This window comes from Streptomyces sp. NBC_01723 (genome assembly GCF_036246005.1).
Taxonomy (GTDB): domain Bacteria; phylum Actinomycetota; class Actinomycetes; order Streptomycetales; family Streptomycetaceae; genus Streptomyces.
The window spans coordinates 2316707-2334757 of record NZ_CP109171.1; the positions used below are offsets into that span (position 1 = coordinate 2316707).

11 protein-coding genes, 1 other RNA gene and 1 pseudogene are annotated in these 18051 nt (G+C 70.0%); 10 read left to right on the forward strand and 3 right to left on the reverse strand.

All coding sequences use genetic code 11. The annotated features are described in order from the left end of the window. The first annotated feature begins 109 nt into the window (after window positions 1-109). From OIE75_RS10885 to OIE75_RS10910, 6 genes are all read left to right on the forward strand, one after another. Window positions 110-1951, forward strand: coding sequence for a PD-(D/E)XK nuclease family protein (locus tag OIE75_RS10885; RefSeq protein ID WP_329470528.1), 1842 nt, complete (start codon window positions 110-112; stop codon window positions 1949-1951). Then, the gene (locus tag OIE75_RS10890; protein ID WP_329470529.1) at window positions 1944-3185 is read left to right on the forward strand and encodes a restriction endonuclease-related protein; all 1242 of its coding nucleotides are present in this window, start codon (window positions 1944-1946) and stop codon (window positions 3183-3185) included. The genes OIE75_RS10885 and OIE75_RS10890 overlap by 8 nt, the downstream gene beginning before the upstream one ends. Next, on the forward strand, window positions 3178-6951 hold the full coding sequence (locus tag OIE75_RS10895) for a hypothetical protein (RefSeq protein WP_319093071.1): 3774 nt from the start codon (window positions 3178-3180) through the stop codon (window positions 6949-6951). The genes OIE75_RS10890 and OIE75_RS10895 overlap by 8 nt, the downstream gene beginning before the upstream one ends. 71 nt (window positions 6952-7022) lie before the next feature. Then, window positions 7023-10070 (forward strand): pPIWI_RE module domain-containing protein, encoded by a 3048-nt coding sequence (locus tag OIE75_RS10900; RefSeq protein ID WP_329470533.1) that lies wholly within the window; start codon window positions 7023-7025, stop codon window positions 10068-10070. Between the two features lie 133 nt (window positions 10071-10203). Further along, on the forward strand, window positions 10204-11064 hold the full coding sequence (locus tag OIE75_RS10905) for a BRCT domain-containing protein (RefSeq protein ID WP_329470534.1): 861 nt from the start codon (window positions 10204-10206) through the stop codon (window positions 11062-11064). Between the two features lie 753 nt (window positions 11065-11817). Then, on the forward strand, window positions 11818-12204 hold the full coding sequence (locus tag OIE75_RS10910) for a hypothetical protein (RefSeq protein ID WP_062647838.1): 387 nt from the start codon (window positions 11818-11820) through the stop codon (window positions 12202-12204). 816 nt (window positions 12205-13020) lie between these two features. On the opposite strand, the gene rnpB is transcribed toward OIE75_RS10910, so the two are convergent. Beyond that, window positions 13021-13424, reverse strand: an RNA gene (gene rnpB / locus OIE75_RS10915) — RNase P RNA component class A. 79 nt (window positions 13425-13503) lie between these two features. Continuing rightward, window positions 13504-13884 (reverse strand): annotated as a pseudogene (locus OIE75_RS41420) (EamA family transporter); the annotation flags it as partial. Here OIE75_RS41420 and OIE75_RS10920 point away from each other — a divergent pair. The 4 genes from OIE75_RS10920 (at window position 13819) to eda (ending at window position 16745) form a co-directional block, all read left to right on the forward strand. Then, window positions 13819-14580 (forward strand): MerR family transcriptional regulator, encoded by a 762-nt coding sequence (locus OIE75_RS10920; RefSeq protein WP_329470535.1) that lies wholly within the window; start codon window positions 13819-13821, stop codon window positions 14578-14580. The pseudogene OIE75_RS41420 and the gene OIE75_RS10920 sit on opposite strands and share 66 nt — an antisense overlap. Continuing rightward, on the forward strand, window positions 14577-15191 hold the full coding sequence (locus OIE75_RS10925) for a hypothetical protein (RefSeq protein WP_329470537.1): 615 nt from the start codon (window positions 14577-14579) through the stop codon (window positions 15189-15191). Before OIE75_RS10920 ends, OIE75_RS10925 begins: the two co-directional genes overlap by 4 nt. 27 nt (window positions 15192-15218) lie before the next feature. Further along, on the forward strand, window positions 15219-16001 hold the full coding sequence (gene yaaA / locus OIE75_RS10930; protein WP_329470538.1) for a peroxide stress protein YaaA: 783 nt from the start codon (window positions 15219-15221) through the stop codon (window positions 15999-16001). A gap of 84 nt (window positions 16002-16085) precedes the next feature. After that, entirely contained in the window at window positions 16086-16745 is a 660-nt protein-coding gene (eda, locus tag OIE75_RS10935) for a bifunctional 4-hydroxy-2-oxoglutarate aldolase/2-dehydro-3-deoxy-phosphogluconate aldolase (protein ID WP_329470539.1), read from the forward strand. On the opposite strand, the gene OIE75_RS10940 is transcribed toward eda, so the two are convergent. Then, the gene (locus OIE75_RS10940) at window positions 16720-18042 is read right to left on the reverse strand and encodes a bifunctional RNase H/acid phosphatase (protein WP_329473965.1); all 1323 of its coding nucleotides are present in this window, start codon (window positions 18040-18042) and stop codon (window positions 16720-16722) included. The genes eda and OIE75_RS10940 overlap by 26 nt on opposite strands. Between the last annotated feature and the right edge of the window lie 9 nt (window positions 18043-18051).

Consider the following 18051-nt stretch of genomic DNA (forward strand, 5'->3'; position numbering starts at 1 on the left):
CATGGACTGAGTTCACAAACGTATGTCATGCTCGACTGGCATCGGGCCTCAATAGAGTCCCATCAGTCCTGGGCACCTCCTGCCCATGCCGCCATCCACGGGGGTCAGCATGCAGAATCCATCGGGTGTCGTCGGCCACGACTGGCTGATCAAGGCGAGCCCCCGGATGGCCCGGCCCGACGACGCGGCCTGTCCTACCCACCGGCGCACGGCGATGCGCCCCCTCCTCGTCGCCGAACCGCCCGTACCGTTCCGGCCCGACCCGCGCGAGGAGTTCCCGTTCGCCCCTCTCTTCACGGCCCTCGACCTTGTGGAGCACAGTGGCTGGCCCATCGAGCGGGTGCGTGAGGAACTCCGCAACACCCGCGGCCCCTTTCGAGGGTGGGGCGCCCCGGTCCACCCCGCTCACCTGGCCTGGACCGCCCACGCCCTGGAGCGCTACATAGCCGCCCGCCACCAGGAGCAGGCTGCTGCCGTCGAGGCCGGACTGCCCCCGACCGAGCCGGTGTTGAAGCCATGGACGTGGCGCACCCTCCGCACGGACACCCCCGATCCGCGTGGTGTCCGGCAGTACGAGCACACCCTCTGGGGGCGAATGTACGCCTCTCAGGACGGAATGGTGCGCGACCTGTGGCTCCCCTCCCTGGGCCGCGCCAAGACCGGCCGCCCCGATGCCGAACTCGCGGCCGTGGCCAAGGTGATGGTGTACGGCGCGCCCACGCCGCGGCGTAAGGCGCGCAGCGAACCTCCGCCCACTGCGACCGATGTCGTCCGGCCGCCCGGACTGCTCCGCGTCTTCGATGTCGGATGCGCCGACGGCTCCGTACAGGGGCTGCTCTCCACAGACCCGGCCGAGGCGAGCCGGCGATTCACGGAAGACGCCGTGCCTGCCTTCCTCTCCGCCGCGACCGGAACCGGTGTGCGGCCCGGGGAGAGCTGCGTCGACTGCAAGGCCCTCGCCAGCTGTACGGATCTCAAACGCACCCCGCGGCTGTGGAACGGGCGGCCCCCGGTCCCCGTTCGCAAACGCCGCTCCATATCTGTCTGGGATCTGCGCCTGCACGCCGAGTGTCCTGCCCAGTACCACCTGGTACGGCGGCTGCACCTCAACGATCTGTCCAGAGAGAACCAGGGCGCACAGCGCGGCCGGGCCGTCGATGCTTGGCTCGACGCGCAGCACGCCGAACGCCCAACGCGGGGCTGCCGGGACCGTCAGCCCCCGGGGCCGGTCGACATTCGCGCCCGTACCGTACTCGACGACGCGTCCGCACGCGAAGCCGCCGCCATGCTCGCCGAGCACCGGCTGCTGTGTCCGCTCAACGGGCTCGGCGCCGACGAGGAGGTGCTTGTACAGCATCGGGTAACGACGTACGTGCCCGAGCTCGACGTCGTCGTCCTCGCCGTACCCGACCTGGTGTACACCCATCGCGGACGATGGATCTGGCGCGAGACCAAGACGTCGGCCCGCCCGCTGTGGGAACGCGAGTCACTGCTCCGTACCTACCCTCAACTCGCCCTCGGGGTACTGCTGTTCCATGCAGGTGCGGTCGGCGCCGAGCCGCGCCGGTCCTGGGTCGAACTGGAGCACCTACGCGAAGGTCATGGGGAGAGCCGGCTCGAACCCATCGACCCCGGCCGCGCTGAGAACGTCGACGAAGCCCGGGCCGTCATCGCCGAACTCGCCCAGCCACTCCTGGACGACACCACGTACGAACCGAGGACCGGGCGCCACTGCCACGGCTGCCAAGCCCGGACCTGGTGCCGGCCCGGCACCGCCTACGTCACCGACCATCCACGCCCGGGAAGCCCCGCCGTGGACACCCCCTACGAGGAGACACCCCGGCACGTACCTGACGAGCAGCTCGCGCCCGACCGCCTGTCCGCCCCAGGGGCAGCGTCCTCCCCGGATGCGAGGCCCACACCGAGAGGAGAGGCCTCCGCTCATGACTGACCAGCAACTCGTACCGGACTGGCTGTCCCACCCCGATGTCGTCCTCCTCCGGGACGTCGCCACCGCCGTCCTACACCTGGCGGCCGTCGACCGCCTCGACTCCTTCACCCTGCCCTACCCGCCCGCCGCGCAGCGCGCCTTGGACGCCCTCGTGCTCCAGTGCCTGCGCAACAGGGCCAAGCCTCCAGCAGGGGTGCCCGAGATGATGCGCTGGGCCCGAGCCCGTCCCCTGGGCAGCTGGCCCCTCGACAGGCTGCCCGCCGATCTGTTCGACGCCGCCGACCGACTCATCGACGCAGATTCGGGAGAGCCCGCGCAGCTCTGCCACGAACTCGCCGTGCAGGGACACGGCGACAGCACCGGACGACAGTACGACCGTCTGGTAATCCACGAGGCCCTCCGTGCCTGCCGCGCCATGTCATCGCCCGAGTCGTACACGGCCTTCCGCCGCCTTCTGGTCACCCAGCCTGTGCTCACGGAGGCGGACTGGACCGAGGTCAGTACGGACCTCTTCCTCGACCCGGTCCGCTTCCTCATCGAGGAGATCTACGCCCCCGTCCCCCTCGGGTTCCGCCGGAACGGGGCTTACCTGTGCTGCCACCGCTGCCTGACCCTGCTCCACCCGGTGTCCAACAACGAGTGGTGGTGCGAGCGTGACCAGTGTCGGCACCGGGGCCCCGCACCGCACGGGAGGGAACTCGTCGCGGCGGAAGTGGGTGAGCTGCGCCAACTGCGCAAACCCCTGCGGCAGTTCGTCACCGGTCCCGGACGCTCCGAGGTATCGCTGGAGAGCGAACTGCGTGCCCTCGGGCTCACCGTCGAGATGTGGCCCGGCTTCGACGCGTACGACCTGCGCGTCACCTTCCCCGACGGCCACGTGTGGGCCGTCGACGTCAAGGACTGGGCACACCCCGCCTTCCTCGGACGCGCCGCCGCCACGGTCCGCGCCGAGCCGCCGTACGACGAGGCCTGCTGGGTGGTGCCGAGCTTCCGGGTGCGCGCCCGCCGCGACTACCTCGACGTCTACACCCGGGAGCGTGGTGCGGGGGCGGACGGCCTGCGGCTTCTGACTGACAAGCAACTGATACGGGCCGCACGGCTGCGGCTGTCCGGCGAACGCGGACCGGACGCGTCCATCGCGCCCACCCGCACAGTGCGCACCCAGTCGCCCCCGGCCGGAAACCACACGGCGCCGGCCGATGGCGCCCGGAAGAACGGAGCGGATCATGCGTGACCGCAGCAGCTGGTACCAGCCAGTCGTCGCCGCCCTGGGTCCCTGGCCCGAAGAGCATGCCCGGACCCGGCCGACCCTACTCTGCCAGGTCGAGCTCGCCCTGCGGTTACTGGAGACCGTGGCACCCGGCCACGCGGCCAACGGAGCGTGGACACTTCTCGGCGGTCATGGTCTCCGGTTCGTGCAGGCCGCGAAACTCCCCATCGGAACCGCCGAGCAGACCGCGCTGACCGCAGCCCGACACCTGCTCTGGCCGATGCGCCGCGGCCGGATGTGGCGGCAGAGCCTGGATGCCTACCTGGAGCTGCCCGAACGGCTGCGCGCGTACTACGTACCGGCGGCCGGGGAGCCTGCTCTCCGGCTTTCTCTCAAAGTGGCCGCCGATCGCTTCACCACCTACGACGACGCCCTCGCGGACCTCCCCGGCTTCACTACGAAGCCACTCCCCCAAGCGGAGGCGGGAGAACACCGCTTCATCGATCGCCGCCACCGGCGTACCTCCGTCTCGATCCCCGCCGACCTCGTACGCGTCCCCTTCCCCGGCCACCCCCTCACCGCCGACCGCCCGGCCACCGCGGGCCCCCTTGATGTACCGCTCGGCGAACTCGCCGACGTGGCGCGGTGGATGGATGGTGAGGAGCGGCGCCGTGGGCTGAAGGCGGGAAACTGGGAGGAGCGCCTCGACCACCTCGAACTCGACACCCGCACCCCGGACGGGACGGCATTCGAGGAAGCGGATGCGCTGCGACTCGACCGGCTCACCCACCTCGTCGGCATGGTCGGCGCTGGCAAGTCCACCCTGATGACCTTGCTCGCCGTCTGGGCGCACCAGAATGGTCTGCGCATCACCCTTGTAGTCGGCGACGTGGCCGAACAGCTCACCCTGACCGAACTGTTCCGCGCGCTCGGTCTGAGCGCCGCCCTCGTGCAGGGCGGCACCACGCGGCCCCAGCACACCCAGCGGCTGCACCGCAGGCTCGCCGCACGCGGGGAGCACTCGTTGCTGGCCCACACCCTCCCCAGCTTCACCCACCTGAGCACCGCCTGCCCGCTGGACGCTCTCCGGGCCCTCGACACGTCCGAGCCGCTGCGCTACGCCGACGCACCGTGCGGTGCCCTCCACCCCGCACCCAGCAAGGAAGCCGTCGAAGAACCGGTGGGCGAGCGCGCCGTACGCGAACTCGAACACGCCCGGGGAATCGCCGGAAGGGAGACCGCCGCGGACGATGCAGACAACGAGGACTTGGGCACCCCGCACGCCTGTCCGCTGTGGAGCGCCTGCCCCCGGCACTCCTCCGCCCGCGACCTCGTGGACGCGCTGATCTGGGTGGCCAATCCCGCCAGCCTTGTCCAGACTGCCGTACCGCGCCAACTCAACGCCGAACGCCTGCGTTACTTGGAACTGGCCTGCCTACGCAGCGACATCTTGATCGTCGACGAGGCCGACCGCGTACAGATGCAGCTCGATCAGATGTTCGCGCCGTCGGCCACCCTCGTCACCACCGGTGTCTCCGAATCCTGGCTCGACCGGCTACAGACCCATGAGATCGCCGAACTCGCCCGGCAGGGACGACTCCAGCTCTCCGACCAGGACGTGGAACGGTGGTCCGCCGCACTGGATGTTGTCGGATCCGCCGCGGACCGGCTGTACGCCATGCTCATCGACGACGAAGGGCTGCGGAACTGGGCGCAGATAGACTATTTCAGCGCGTGGACCCTCCAGGAGAAGCTGCTGCACGCCTGGTACCCGCCGGTGTCGAGCCGGGCCGAGGGGCAGCCGAATAGCCGCACAGACGAAGGAGGCATTGAAGACGAGAGCGCGCTGTACGAAGACGAAGACGGTCTCGGAGACGACAGCGACATCACTGCTCCGGAGGCTCCTTGGGAGCAGCGCCGTATCGAGATCACCCGGTTCTTCGACACGTTCCGCGACGATCCGCTCGGCGGGCGCGGCCCCTACGGGACGCCCGCGGACGAGCTGACCGCCCTCGCCCACGACGTTCTGCACACCCTTGACGAGAAGCGGACACGGCGCCGCGTCCGCAGCCTCCTCGACTCGCTCCTCATCGGAGCGCCGGGGCCAGAGCAGCGCCGCGCGCCCGTCACCAAGCGGGGTAAGGAACCGGCCTCCGAGGACGTGCCCCTCACCGAGGCATGGCGCGAACTCAACGCACGCCGACTGGAATTCACCCTCGTTCTCGCTGCCCTGCACCAACGCCTGGACCGGGTTACGTTCCTGTGGCCCCAGGTGGAGGCGGCACTGCGGCTCGACGCAGCCAGCCACGAACTGACCCGCCGCCCGCCCCTCGACTACGCGCCCCTCCTACCCGAGGCGCCCATGGGAAATGTGCTCGGCTTCCAGTACCTGGTAGACGAACGTGCCGCGGCCCGTAACAAGGACGGTCACCGCACCGGTACTCTGCGCTTCTTCCGCTGCGCAGGCGTGGGCCGCGAGCTGCTTCTCAACCTTCCCCAGCTCGGCGCCGACCCCGGCCGCGGTCAGGCGGGCCCGCATGTCTTGTTGATGTCGGGCACCAGCTGGGCCGGCACCTCCACCAGGGCACACGTCCTGGCTCCCGTGCGCGCGGTTCTTAAACCGCAGAGAAAGGCGCTGGATGCCATCCGGAAGACCGTGTTCCGTACCGAGTTCCTCTACGACGCCGCCGGGCAGCCGATCCGGCTCTCCGGGCAGGACCCTGACCATCGCGAGGACGTCCTGCGTCTGATGATCGACCGGCTCGCCCGGTCCCGGGGCGACGGAAACTCCTCTCCGCTGCAGAGTGAACTGGCCCGCATCCCCGACCAGCGCCGCAAGCGCGCCCTGCTCCTGGTGGGCAGCTACGCCGAGGCCAAGGTGGCCGCCGCTGCCCTGGACGAGATCCCGCGCTGGCGCGGCCGGGTGCGTGTTCTGGCAGCTGACGACGCCGAGTTGGAGACCGCAGTCGAGGGTGCGCCCCCGTCGGGCAGCCGGACATCGGACACCGGATCGCGTACGGGATCAAGGGCCGGAGCGGTCCGGCGCGGAGACCTCGCCTCCTTCGCCGACGACTCGGACGCCGAACTCCTCGTCGCTCCCCTCCTGGCCGTCGAGCGAGGGCACAACATCCTCACCGTCCCCCAGCGTCCGGGCGAGGAGAGAGTGGCGGCGTTCGGGACGGTGTTCTTTCTGGTCCGACCGCACCCGCGCCCCGACGACCTGACCCTGGCCGTCTTCGCCGTCAACGACTGGGCGACCCGGTTCGTACGCGGTCAACTGACGTGGCAGGAAAGAACATTCGACGAGCTGGTTGCCGAGGCGGGCAGCCTGGACGCGGCTGGCGGCGCCTTCCGAACCACCGCCCGCGGCGTCTGGCGGCACCTGCTGTCCCGGCCCTATATCTACTCCTCGCTCCCTGAAGACGAGAAGAAATCCTTCGTCTGGGACCAGCTCGTCACCATCTGGCAGGTCATCGGACGCCTCGTGCGCGGCGGCGTGCCCGCCCGCGTCGTCTTCGTCGACGCGGCCTTCGCGCCACAGCTCGCAGCGGCCCAGGCGCCTTTCACCGAACAGGGACGGCAACCCCGCCGTACCAGTGACCCGGGATTGCTCGTGCGGCTGCGGGACGTCCTCGCCCCGTACTTCGGGGAGAGCGGGGTCGGGGGCGCCTTTGGGGGCGCGCTCCCCGACCCCGCTGACGCCGAGCTCGTCAAACTGCTCTACCGCCCGCTATACGAGGCGCTGTGCGTCATGGGAGCGCCTCCGCCCGACCCTCTCGACGCGGGCTGACAGGCATCGACCGACGCCGTCGATGATCTGGCCTGCCATCGATCACGTACGACTTCGCAGGGAGAACCGACATGTACAAAAATACCCGCCGATCCGCGTACCACCTCGCCGAAGACAGCGCTCCCTGGACTGAGGACTTCCGCGCGCTAGCCTTCCCCGAACACTGGCACGCCGGACTCCTCGATCTGCACAACCACGGGCGGGACGAGGAGAAGCAGCTGCTGACTCTACCCACCCGCCGGTTCGATGGTGTCCTCCAGACCCTCGCCCCTGACGTGATCGTCCGCCCCCGGCCCCGGACGCCCGTCGAGCCGGGTCCGCAGGTAGCCGAGGACTTCTGGATGTACGTACCCGCCTCGGTCCCTGATCCGCTGCCGGGCCGTTCGCTGCAACAGCTCCTTGATGCCTGGCTGCGCACACTGGGTCCCAAGGGCGCCGCACAGGACCCCGGATTTCGCTCGCTTCTACTCGCCAGCAGCGCCGACCTGAAGCGGAACCTGCCCACGTGGCAACCCGTCGCCGGCGTCGAACTGCTCACCACCCCGACCACCGCGGGCGGCACCGCGGCCCCCGAACCAAGGCAGTTCCAGCTCGCCACCGACGCACTGGCACGCCGCATCCTGGCCCTCGGCGCCTACCCGTTCGAGGGCGGACAGCTGCGCTTCCGTGCTCTGCCCCGGGGGCCGCGGGACCAGGGCGCTGAGCTCATGTCGCAACCCCTGTGCCGGACCGTCAAACGGAAGGAATGGTGGTTCTCCGTCGTCCTGAACATCTCATTGCACACCACACCGTTCGACCCCAGGCCGCGCCTCCACCTGCACTGGGGCGTACGACGCTGGGCCACCCACCCGCGGGCCACGACCAAGCGCCTTAACCTGTCCTACCGTGAGGCCACTACGGCCTACCTCCGTCCCACCATCCCTTGGCTCCCCGGAGCACCAGCCACCGAACGCTACGCCGTCGCCCGGCTGCGTCGCGACCGGGCCGCCGATACCTTCGTCTGGTCAGAGAACGACACCGCCGGCATCCTGCGCGGACTCAGCCTCGCCGGCAATTTCCCCGACCCCGAACAACTCCTTACCGAGCCGGTCTCCTGGATCGGCGAGGGCGGAGTCCGCGGCGCCGTTGTCCACAGCACCCGAATGGGCAAGCACGAGATCGGCGTCGGCTTCATGCCCAACCAGCGGGCCCAGCTGACCGAATGGGCCGAACAGGCCCTTCCCGAGACGTTGGTCCGGGTGCCCGATCTGACACGGGGACGCGGCAAGGGCATCGCCGCACCGGAGAACCGGCGGCCTAAGAAGAGGACCGACGAAATCAAGAAAGCCGAGGGCCAGGCCCGGCGCGTGGCACTCGCCACGCAGGCCCGGATCGACGGCCACGGTCCGCACCAGGATGCCCCGCCCGTGGTGGAAGCCCGGCTGCTGTGGCAGTCGCCTGAGGTACGCAAGGAGGCGGTGGCACAGTTTGCCGAGGTCCTGGGACTCGATGGCGACGGCGGTGTCTCCGTCGCACACGTCACGGATCAGGACTTCGACGAGGCCAGGCCTGGGTCACCGATCGTCCTCGAATGGCGGACGGCTGAACTTACCCTCCGCCTGCGCTGCTTGCCCCTCGCCGATGGGCTTGGTGACCGGCTTGTACCCGATCCCGTCGTCAAGGCAAGGGGTGCAGCCCTCGCATCGGCCGTCGCCGAACGTCGCCGCGCCTTGCATGCCTGGCTTCACGCGGACGGTGTTGTCCCCTCCCGGCCGGGCCTTGCCCTGGTGGAGATCGCGCACCGAAGCACTTTCCGTCCCACATCGACGGACCCAAAGTTCGCTGTCCGTCTCGGGTGCGCCGACGCCGGGCTGCTGACCCAGTTCGTCGTGACCCCGTCCACCGACCGTCAGATCGACAACGCGGAAGATATCGATCACCGCACGCACAGTTCCTGGCTTGACGGACTGCGCCAGCTCGGCGTCCGTGTCCTGCCCCAGCACACCCTCGGCGACGACCTCCCCGACGCACTGCAATACGCGGCTGTGTGGATGGTGAAGCGCCGCAAGGATGGCCCGACCCGGCTGCCAAAGCACCTGCCCGTGGCCGTCCTGGTCACCCCGCTGCCGGATGGGGAAGGCATCGCGTCCGTACGCGGCTGGGACGACAGTACGGGGGAGTGGGTCTCCTACCCACGTTTCCTCCTAGGTCTGGTGAAGCAGGCCGAGATAGACCCCGAAGGATTCGCGGAGCCCGAGCCTTCGACCGATGGCCCGCACATCAGCGCGCCCCGAGTCACCGGCAAGCAGTGGCGTACCAACCTCACCCAGCAGCGCAAGGAGACCGCGGCCTTCCTCCAGCGCGTCCTGCACTCCCTGCGCGGGCAGCCCACCGTCCTGATCACCCATGCGCAGAACAGCAGGCTTCACTGGCCGTGGCTCCAGGACGGACGCATCGAACGTGACCTGATCAGGACCGGTCACGCCCCCGCCGGCCGTCTCGACGACGAGCTCCGGCTCGTCCGTGTACGCGGGTGCGGCGGACGCGAGAGCGCCCAGTGGTGGGGACTGGCTGACCCTGGCAATCCCCATGGTCAACCGGCCGGTTTCTGGAAGCAGACTCCCAGCCAGGACCATGGAGAACCCGTGAGCGAGCGAATCTTCTACAGCACCACAGAACGCCCCGCAAGCCACCCGGTCTCACCCTCCCTCGACCGGCTCGCCACCAGGGTCAACGCGGCAGGCAACCTCACCTCGCAGGCAGGCACCAGCGCCTGGAACCCAACTCTGATGGAGATCGCGGTACTGGGTTGCCACGAGGACACCGACCCGGGTGCCCCAGTACCGGGCCAGGCCGACGACGCCGAGGCACTCGCCCTCGCCATGCACCAGCTGCGCCAGGCACCGGACTACGTCTCAGCACTGTCTCTCCCATTGCCACTTCATTTGGCGGGACTGGCCCAGGCGTACGTCCTCCCTGTTCTAGCTGATCGCGACGAGAGCCCAGGCGAGGAAACCACGGAGGCCGCCGTGGAAGGGAGCACAGAGCACCTCGACCCAGACCTGACCGATGCAGCCGGACTGTCCACAGAACCCGACATCGACGATGACTATGTGGCGGAGACACTCAGCGCCTCATGAGCCGGGCCGTTGACCGAAGACTCCGGGATCCGTGCATGCAGGCCAAAGCACAGGACCCCGAAGTTGACCAGTAGGTCAGGGCAGCACGGGTTCCACGACCGACGCCAGACGGCACCGGAGACACGTCAGAATCATGAGGCAGAAGAGGGGGATCATGGACGGCAGGCTCTGCGATGGCTGGGTTCGCTCGCTCAGAGGACAGACACTCTGCTTCACCGGCAAAGTGCTCATCGACGGCGAGTGGACCATCCGAAAACACTGCATCGAGATTGCCCTGAGGCTCGGGGCGGGGTGGAAACCAGACTTCTCACGCAAGATCACTGTCGTGGTTCATGGTGATCTCGCAAGCCAGGTTGTGACCGACGCACGCCGGGAGTACAGCCAGAAGCTCGTGCGTGCAGCGTGGGAGCGCGACCGGGGCTACCACGTGTGTGTCGTGGACGCGGACGGCTTCGCGGACCTCCTCGGACGATTTCCCGCACGTTGTCGAGAGCTGCGACAAGCTGAGAGCGGCAGTGACCGAGTCCTCGTACTGCCTCAGACTGGGGATGGCATCCTCGGCGGCCCACTCCGGCGACGGAGCGTCGGTCAGCACGAAGCTGGTGCACTTGCGCTCGACCTTGATCAGCTCGACAAGGGCACGAGAGCACACGAAGCAACTGTCACAGCACTGGTCGAGCACCTTGCTCGACAGCAGATCGAGCTTCGCGGGCATGCTCGCCACGCTCCGAGGTTCGACGCGGGCTGGTCGCGCGGCGACGACGTGTTCATCGCTGAGGTCAAGAGCCTGACCGGCGCGAGCGAGGATCAGCAGATTCGGCTGGGAATTGGCCAGGTCCTCGACTACGCCCACCAGCTCCAACGTGTTAGGACCTTTGGGCAGATACGCCCTGTGCTGGTCCTGGAGAAGCAGCCGGACGACCCCAGATGGAGGTCGCTCGCGGAGGCCAGCGGAATTCTACTGACGTGGGCTCCGCTTTTTGCGGGCTGCTGAGCATCCGTCCGCGCCACAGTCGATAGCTGCGCTGGTCCTCCGATCCGCAATCCGTCGCACGGCAGCGCGGACTGCACCCCAAGCCTTTAAGATCATTTACGGAGAGCACCCAACGAGCACGCCGTACCCGGCCAGTAATGCACCTTGCCTCTACAGTCAATCCGGGCCAGCTGACACTCAACGCACCGTCGTTGACGGGGTGTCGATGATTATTCTCGTGCGCTCGACCGTTGAGCTGACCCAGTCCGCGGACTCTACGAAACTGGGTCAACGAAGTTGAGCGGTGCGAGGTGCCCTCGGGCTCGGCGGGTGGTGACGCAGCGTGTGCGTAGCCGCTGGTTGGCCGGGTTCCGGAAGCCGTTCGTATTCCGCGCGCATAGCTTGATCATCCGGTTGACGCCCTCGCTGGTGGCGTAGCAGTGGCCGGTCGCGATGAAACGCCGAGATCTTGGGCCACGAGCAGTCGAGAGTGACCGCGAGCTGGCGGACCTCGGAGTCCGCGTACCAGGTGAGGACCTTCCAACACAGGTGGCCGACGCGCTCGCGGTCGGCCCGGTGCGGGCGAGGGCGAGCAGGTCCCGCAGCCGCTCCTGCGCGATGCACGCAGTCAGCAGCGCCATGCCGATCTGGCCGGCGTCCATCACGGCGTTCCGCATCTTCGTGAACTGCACGCCGTACCCGGCCAATAATGGACATGTCGATGGCCACCTTCCATAAGATTGCCCCTGATGCGCGGCCAACGAGGAGGTATGGGTGGGCAATCTGGGGGGATACCAGATGATGACGACGCTGGCGAAGAAGGTGGGCGGCCCCGGGGCGCTGGCCGTCGTCACTGCCGTGGGCGGGTGGGCCATCGGCCGGGGTGCTGAAGCTGGCGGGAAGAACGTATTCAGGGCCGCCAAGGCTGCGGCCAAGAAGCGGAACGCCCCGTGCTCGACGAAGGGCCAGGTCTTCGACGTCGTGTCCGACGGCGAGGACGGCAAGGGCCTCGCGCTCCGGGCAGGTGACCAGTACCGAGTCATGGAGTGCGACGAGGAAGCGATCCTTATCGAGGTGCTCGGTGGCACGAACAATCCCTACTTCACGTCAGCACAGTTCCTGGCGTCGGTGTCGGGCTTCCCCCACGGCGGAGAAGATTAATGCCGAGTAGCTCGACTGCGGGTGTAGGCACTCGAGTCAGGGGCTGACTCGCGCATCGTAGAAGCCCCGTGAGTGCGGCGCTTACGGGGCTTCTACGCTGATGTCGATCCAGGTCGCTCGGTCTCGAGTCCGTCATTCGAGTCGATCCCGAACTCGGCCGCCGACGTGCGGGCGCGGTCAACGGCGCAGAACTGTGCGCTGTCCAGTTCGTGCGTCGCCAGGACGGCCGAGCCGCCGTTGAGCGTCCCGCCCAGGATGCCCGGCGGGAGGCCACAGCCGTGTCGTTGCTGGCTCTTCGCTCTTGAGCGGTGCGCCTGGCTCTTGTCGCTGACGTGCTATCACGGTCGGTGACGGGTCTGTCGGCCCCGTTATGAGGCGCTCGTGGTCCTGAGTAATCATGCGCACGGCTTCCGGAACCCTGCTAACCAGCGGCTACGCACACGCTGCGTTACCACCCGCCGAGCCCGAGGACACCTTGAACCGCTCAACTTCGTTGACCCACGAAACTAGGGACAGCTCAATCCCGCCTGCCCCGCCATGCCAGTGCGCGCCACACAGGAAGACACACCGGACCATACTTTCCGCTGCCTCGGAAGCGTCCAGACCCACTACCCACCAGCCTCCGACTGCGTTCTGCACGCGACATGACGCCGATATTGCCCCACTTGCCCCATACGAGTCGGACCGGAGCGACGATACTCGGCGTACACATCCACGATGTCACTCACCCGCACGGCCCAGATTCGACCCGGATTCGACCCCGAGAGTTTGTTTAGCCAAAAAACATGGCCTCTGACCTGCAGAAATAAAGAGCGGCAGACGAGCAGGGCTATACGCCGGGTTCTGTTCCGGAGGGTCCTCGCGGGCCCTCCGGCGACGGCCATCCATCTAGGGCCGGTGTTGCCACCGGCCTCCAGCGGTCTACCCGCGGACTCGGGCGGGCAGCCCTCGATCGTCCGCGCAGAGCGCGTGTTACGGCGCTCCTCTTGACCTTGCTCCGGGTGGGGTTTACCTAGCTGCCCAGGTCACCCTGGGCACTGGTGGTCTCTTACACCACCGTTTCACCCTTACCGGGGGCCGAAGTCCCCGGCGGTCTGCTTTCTGTGGCACTGTCCCGCGGGTCACCCCGGGTGGCCGTTAGCCATCACCCTGCCCTGTGGAGCCCGGACGTTCCTCGGGAAGTCCCGTGAGGGACTCCACGCGGCCGCCCGCCCGGCTCGTCTGCCGTGTCGACCATGGTACCGGGCGGGTGCGGCGGCTCGCTCCAGTGGCCGTCGTGGCCGCCGTCGCCAGGACCGGGCCCGTCAGGATCAGGACGAACGCGGCGAGGACGGTCGGCGCCAGGCGCTCCTCCAGGAAGACGGCGCCCGCCGTCACCGCGACCGCCGGGTCGACGTACGTGATGACCGTCGCGCGGGTCGGACCGGCCTCCTTGATCAGCTCAAGGAAGGCGACGAAGGCGATCGCCGTGCAGACCACGCCGGGGCCGGCGAGGGCGGCCAGTCCGTCCCCACTCCGGGTCGTACGGACCAGAGGCGGTCCACCGGTGTCCGGTGCGAGCCGGCCGCGCCGCTCGCTTGACCCTGTCGCAACGTCAACGTTTCTACTGGGGTCATGCGGATCGGAGAACTCGCCGACACCGTCGGCGTCACCACGCGGACCGTGCGGCACTACCACCACCAGGGGCTGCTGCCCGAGCCGGAACGGCTGGCCAACGGGTACCGGTCGTACACGCTGCGGCACGTCGTCGTGCTGGCCCGGATCCGGCGGCTGGCCGAGCTGGGGCTCGGGCTCGCCGAGGTGCGGGACGTGCTCGCGGACGAGGCCGGGAAGGAGCTGGCCGAGGTGCTGGAGGAACTGGACGCGGACCTGGCGCGGCAGGAGGCGGCGATCCGGGAGCGCCGGACGCGGCTGCGGGCCCTGCTGGCGTCGGAGGGCGGGCTGCCGCCCGAGGGGCCGGTCTCGCCGGAGCTGGCCGAGCTGTTCGCGGGGATGGGGGACGTCTCCGGTTCCCCCATGGCCGTACGGGACCGCGAGATGCTGGCGACGCTGGAGAGCACGGTGCCCCCGGAGGAGCGGGCCGGGCTGGTGGCCTCGCTGCGCGGCGCGCTGGGGTCGCCGGAGGCGGTGGCGCGGGCCCACAGGGCTTACGCGCTGCTCGACGAGCTGGTGGACGTCGGCGCCGACGATCCGAGGGTGGCGGAGGCTGCCGGGGTGCTCGCCGAGGCCATGCCGGCGGACCTGGTGCCCGAGGAGGGCGTCGACCTCGACTTCGACCACAGCATCCTGCGTGCCCTGTACGCGGACTTCGCGCCGGGGCAGGCGGAGGCGATCCGGCAGGCCATGGAGATCGTGTCGAGGGGGCGGCGGTCATGACGGGCTCCTCCCTCACCTCGGTCCCGTACCTGCTGGTCCGGCACGAGCTGCGGCTGCTGGCGAGCCTGTGGCTGTGGATGACCCGGCGGACCCACGGGACGGCGGACGGCTCGGCCGCCTTCGGGTACGCGCGGGGGCAGGGCGCGATGATGTTCGGTTTCGCGTTCGTCTGCGTGGTCGAGTCCGTGGGGATGTCCGTGCTGCTGCGCGACTGGCCCACGGTGCACCACGTGGTGCTCGTCCTGGACGTGTACACCGTCGTCTTCGTCATCGGGCTGCACGCCGCGTCCGTGGTCCGCCCGCACGTCCTCGACCCGGGCGCGGGCACGCTGCGGATCCGCCGGGCCGTGCACGTCGACGTACGGATACCGCTGGAGCGGATCGCCGCGGTCCGCCGCGAACTGCGCGCGACGCACGAGCCGAGGGACGGCGAGCTGAACCTCGCCGTGGGCGCGCAGACGTCGGTGACCGTCGAACTCGCCGAGCCCGTCACCCACGTCACCTTCCTCGGGCGGCGGCACGAGGTCCGCGTGGTGCGCTGCCACGCCGACGACGCCGGCGGCCTCGTACGGGCCGTCAACCAGGCGCGGGAGGGGCACGCCGTACCCTGACCGGGAGCTTGGATCGAAGGAGTGCCTGTGCTTGTCCTGCTGCCGCCGTCCGAGGGGAAGGCCGCCTCCGGCCGGGGTGCCCCGCTGAAGACCGACGCGTTGTCGCTGCCGGGGCTGACCCCGGCCCGCGAGGCCGTCCTCGGCGAACTCGTCGACCTGTGCGCCGGGGACGAGGAGAAGGCGCGCGAGGTGCTGGGGCTGAGTGAGGGGCTGCGCGGCGAGGTCGCCAAGAACGTGGAGCTGCTGACGGCGGGGGCCCGGCCGGCCGGGGAGATCTACACCGGTGTGCTGTACGACGCGCTGGACCTGGCCTCGCTCGACGCGGCGGCCAAGCGGCGGGCGGCCCGTTCGCTGCTGGTGTTCTCCGGGTTGTGGGGTGCCGTGCGGGTGACCGACCGGATCCCCTCCTACCGGTGCTCGATGGGCGTCAGGCTGCCGGGGCTCGGCGCGCTGGGCGCGTACTGGCGGGCGCCGATGGCCGAGGTGCTGCCCGAGGCGGCCGGGGAGCGGCTGGTCCTGGACCTGCGCTCGTCGGCGTACGCGGCGGCCTGGAAGCCGAAGGGCGAGGTCGCCGGGCGGACGGCGACCGTACGGGTGCTGCACGCGCCGACCCGGAAGGTGGTCAGCCACTTCAACAAGGCGACCAAGGGGCGGATCGTGCGGAGCCTGCTGACCTCCGGGACCGCGCCGGGCGGTCCGGCGGAGCTGGTGGAGGCGCTGCGGGACCTGGGCTACGAGGTGGAGGCCGAGGCACCCGCGAAGGCGGGGCGGCCGTGGTCGCTGGACGTGCTGGTGGACGAGATCCACTGACGTTCCGGCAGGGCGGTCCCCGCTGTCGTTGCGCATACCGCAAAGCGCGTTGCGCGTCGTGCGTTGCGGCGGCACGATGAGGTCATGAGTTCTCCGCTGCCCTCCTCCCCCGCCACCTCGGTGCTGGACCTCGCCCCCGTCGTGCCCGTCGTGGTCGTCGACGACCTCGCCGACGCCGTACCGCTCGCCCGGGCGCTCGTCGCCGGCGGGCTGCCCGCGATCGAGGTGACGCTGCGGACGCCGGTGGCGGTGGACGCGATCCGCGCCATCGCCGACGAGGTGCCGGGCGCCGTGGTCGGCGCGGGCACCGTCATCACGCCGGACCAGGTCGGCGAGGTCGTCGCGGCGGGGGCGCGGTTCCTGGTCAGTCCCGGGTGGACGGACGTCCTGCTGGACGCGATGCGGGCGTCCGGGGTGCCCTTCCTGCCGGGGGTGTCGACCACCTCGGAGGTGGTGGCGCTGCTGGAGCGCGGGGTGCGGGAGATGAAGTTCTTCCCGGCCGAGGCGGCGGGCGGCACCGCCTACCTGAAGGCGCTCGCCGCGCCCCTGCCGCAGGCCCGTTTCTGCCCGACCGGCGGCATCGGTCCCGGCTCCGCACCGGAGTACCTGGCGCTGCCCAACGTCGGCTGCGTCGGGGGCAGTTGGATGCTGCCGAAGGACGCCGTGGCCGACCGTGACTGGGGCCGCGTGGAGGCGCTGGCCCGTGCGGCGGCGGCGCTCAGCGCAGGTGGGACGTCTCGTTGAACAGGCGGACGCTCGCGCCGCCGTCGGCGTAGTACGCGACCGCCGACAGCGAGGCCGCGGACAGCTCCATCCGGAACAGCGACTCCGGCGGGGCGCCCAGGGCGAGCCGCAGGAACGTCTTGATCGGCGTCACGTGCGAGACCAGCAGCACGGTGCGGCCCGCGTAGGCCGGGACCAGCCTGTCGCGGGTGGCGGCGACGCGCTCGCCGGTCGCCGCGAAGCTCTCGCCGCCGCCGGTCGGCCGGGCGTCCGGGGAGGACAGCCAGGCGTCCAGGTCGGCGGGGTACCGCTCGCGCACCTCGCCGAAGGTGAGTCCTTCCCAGGCGCCGAAGTCGGTCTCCCGCAGGCCCTCCTCGATGGTCACCTCCAGGCCGAGGCGGGCGGCCACGATGCCGGCGGTCTCACGGGTGCGGGCCAGGGGTGAGGCGACGACCGCCTGGACCGTGCCGCGCCGGGCCAGGCTCGCGGCCACCCTCTCGGCCTGCTCCCGGCCGACGGACGACAGCGACGGGTCGCTGCCACCGCTGCCGGAGAACCGCTTCTGCGGGGTCAGGGGCGTCTCACCGTGCCGCAGCAGTACGAAGGTGGCGGGGGCGCCCATGTCGGGGGGTCCCCAGCCGGGGGACGCGACGGTCTTGGCGGCGCGCATGTCGGCGTCTTCGCCGGTATCGGCGTCGGTGTCGGCGTCCGCGCCGGTGTCGGCGTCCGCGCCGGTATCGACGTCCGCGCCGGCGTCGGTGTCGGCGTCGACCTCGGCACCGGTGCGAGCCGCCTGGGCGACCCGCTCACCGATGGCGGCACCGGCCGTGCGGGCGGTCACCGCCCGGCGTCCGGCGGCGCCCCCCGCGTCCAGTTCCGCCGTCGACTCGGCCGGTGACCACTGCTCACCGCGCGCGCTCGCGTCCATCGCCTCGTTGGCCAGGCGGTCGGCGTGCTTGTTGTCCGCGCGGGGGATCCACTCGTACGTCACGCGGCCCGGCGGGAAGACCCGCGCCGCCTCGGCCGCCAGCGGCTTCATGTCGGGGTGCTTGATCTTCCAGCGGCCCGACATCTGCTCCACGACGAGCTTGGAGTCCATCCGTACGTGCACGCGCGCGTCGGGGTCCAGCTCCCTCGCCGCACGCAGTCCGGCCAGCAGCCCCCGGTACTCGGCCACGTTGTTCGTGACGACCCCGAGGTGCTCGGCGACCTCGACGAGAGTCTCCCCGGTCGCCGCGTCCCGCACCACCGCGCCGTAGCCCGCGGGCCCCGGGTTGCCCCGCGACCCGCCGTCGGCCTCGACGACGAACTCCCGCACCCGACCGGC

Coding starts and splice junctions, on each gene's coding strand:
- OIE75_RS10895 (WP_319093071.1), top strand. CDS start 3,178: ATGCGTGACCGCAGCAGCTGGTACCAGCCAGTCGTCGCCGCCCTGGGT.
- eda (WP_329470539.1), top strand. CDS start 16,086: ATGAGTTCTCCGCTGCCCTCCTCCCCCGCCACCTCGGTGCTGGACCTC.
- OIE75_RS10900 (WP_329470533.1), top strand. CDS start 7,023: ATGTACAAAAATACCCGCCGATCCGCGTACCACCTCGCCGAAGACAGC.
- OIE75_RS10920 (WP_329470535.1), top strand. CDS start 13,819: ATGCGGATCGGAGAACTCGCCGACACCGTCGGCGTCACCACGCGGACC.
- OIE75_RS10905 (WP_329470534.1), top strand. CDS start 10,204: ATGAGGCAGAAGAGGGGGATCATGGACGGCAGGCTCTGCGATGGCTGG.
- OIE75_RS10885 (WP_329470528.1), top strand. CDS start 110: ATGCAGAATCCATCGGGTGTCGTCGGCCACGACTGGCTGATCAAGGCG.
- OIE75_RS10925 (WP_329470537.1), top strand. CDS start 14,577: ATGACGGGCTCCTCCCTCACCTCGGTCCCGTACCTGCTGGTCCGGCAC.
- OIE75_RS10890 (WP_329470529.1), top strand. CDS start 1,944: ATGACTGACCAGCAACTCGTACCGGACTGGCTGTCCCACCCCGATGTC.